The sequence below is a fragment of the Nostoc sp. FACHB-888 genome, from assembly GCF_014696655.1.
In the GTDB taxonomy this organism is placed as follows: domain Bacteria; phylum Cyanobacteriota; class Cyanobacteriia; order Cyanobacteriales; family Nostocaceae; genus Nostoc.
The window spans coordinates 1-2,265 of sequence record NZ_JACJQM010000381.1 but is presented as its reverse complement, the minus strand read 5'-3'; the positions used below and the strand labels follow the sequence as shown (position 1 = coordinate 2,265).

Here is a 2,265-nt window from a genome sequence, read left to right as displayed (position 1 = left end):
CCCAAGATTTCAATCACAGCCGCTAGAATAGCTGGGGCTTTGTCTGAAACCGGAATAAATACCCGCTTACACCAGTTGATGATCTCGGTGAAACATCCAACAGCTAACAGTCGCTCTGCCAGTGAGATAGCATTAACCAGTTCTATGCGAGGTTCACCAGCAATGAAAGAACGTCGCAAGGTTACGCCACCCGGCAACTGCTGTATATATCTCTCGTTCAGTACCAGTGAGACAAGTTCTTCTGGAGAAAGCACTTGATTTCTTAGTCCGAGTTGTTCGCGCACGGTTTGAATGTCGTGACCATTCACCACCCGACCAAGAATTTTCTGCCCATCGCTGGTTTGTAGTCGGAATACTCGACTATTCTGCTGTGGCAGGATTTTCCAGATGGGCAAAAGAATACCAGTTACCAAATGCAGGTAATCGGTTGTGAACTTGGGCAGTGTGTCCACTTCAGCAGACCACCCTGCAACGAACGCATCGACACAAACCGCTTTCCAAGTAGAAGATTCTAAATCCTTGGCTGGTATACGGGTTTCTTTTTGGGGACGGACGAGTAACACTCTTGGTACAACACCACCATCCGCGTCGTAGATACTATGTGTCGAAATTGATACAGCAGCATGACCAGACTTGGAGTTGATCATGAGCATTCCTTGATATTGAGTGGCGAACTCTAACATCTCGTCAGCAGTTCTGATGTTGTTTCTTTGGGTGCGTTCCACTTTCAAGTAATTGGTGACGCTACCAGTAACAGGATGAGTATATACAGCTTCCTGGCTCTCAACAGTAAACCGTTCAGCCCGTAAAGTCTCTACACCCATCTCATAGACCCCTGCGGCGATCGCTGCTTCAATCTGTTGACTTAGTAACAACTCAAAACGCTCGAAAATGGTGTTTTGCATATCGATGCGTAAAGCCAGTAATCGGTTGAGAAATTGCCGCAATGGAGGCAAGTCGATTTTCATCCCGCCTTCATGAGAGGTTAAACTCAGTCCCGTCATTTGCTCGAACTTTCCTAAAGGCACTTCATAAAATCGACCTTGGAAAATCTGCTTAAACAACTCGTATAGTGCGTACTCTGCATAGTTCGATTCAAGGTTATCTTTAGCTTCAAATATCCCATTGCCTCCGGTTTGCCTTTGCCCCCTTGTGAGTGCCCCCAAGCTATCCAGCCTTCGAGCAATGGTTGAGATAAAGCGGCGTTCACCGATGACGTTAGTGGTAACAGGTCGGAAAATCGGAGCAGAAGCTTGGTTAGTCCGGTGCGATCGCCCCAACCCCTGGATTGCATTGTCGGCTCTCCAGCCGGCTTCAAGCAGATAGTGCGATCGCCGCCGACGATTCGCAGCATTTAGATCAGCATGATAACTTCTACCTGTGCCACCAGCGTCACTGAAAATGAGGATTTGTTTCTCGTCCGCCATGAATGCAGCAGTTTCAGCAATATTCGCCCCACTACCACGCGAATCAACGAACAAACGCCCTGAATCATCTTTCAGAACTCGCTTGCTGCGACCAGTTACTTCGGCAATTTGCTTGTGACCAAAATGCAAGCTCTTGGGCAACATTAATAACTGACTGCCCATAATCGATTACTGTTTGCAAATCGAATAAAAAACCTTGAGTGAAAAGTTGCTGTACCATTAGACTATATAATTTTAATTTTCACTCTTGAAAAAGCGAAGCTAATATGTGAGCTTTATTAGCTATCAAACAGGCACATAACGTTCACTATTTTTCAGGAAATAAGTTAACCTCCGTTGATCAGTCGGGGGCTAATAATAAAGTATTAGTAAAAGGGAAGAGAGAAAGGAAATTTTTATCCCTTTCACCTTTTACCTTCTTAGTTTTATGCAGTTTTACGTGGTCTACCTGGCTTGCGCTTGTCTGAAGAATTTACATCAGCCTTTTTAGTTTTCGGTGACTTGTTGGCAGCATTGTTAGCTTTATTTGAACGAGTAGCACGTTTTGGTTGTGGCGAAACTTCTTTAACTGGAGGCAGCAATCTTAATGTAGGGAATGAGAGAACAACTGCTTCATTGCTTGTATGATGAACAACTTCATCCTCTAACATCCAAGGATCTGGCAATTTCTCAAAAGTCTGAATTTTTGGTGTGATTATTTCTGATACTGATGGGATTTTAGAAGCGGTTATATTTCTATTGCTAACCGAAACCACATTACTAGCGTAAGCAGCCGATACAAATAGTCCACTAATGAACTGGGATATAACGAGAGTAACAAATGCCCAAAAGATGGCTA

At 44.3% G+C, this 2,265-nt stretch carries 2 protein-coding genes; both read right to left on the bottom strand.

What is annotated here, in order from left to right; translation table 11 throughout:
• Positions 1 to 1,589 (bottom strand): strawberry notch C-terminal domain-containing protein (locus tag H6G26_RS41085; RefSeq protein WP_242054402.1); only part of this gene is annotated, 1,589 nt, incomplete at its 3' end.
• Positions 1,590 to 1,852: 263 nt separating this feature from the next.
• The coding region (locus H6G26_RS41080) for a hypothetical protein (RefSeq protein WP_190737818.1) at positions 1,853 to 2,265 on the bottom strand (413 nt) is incomplete at its 5' end.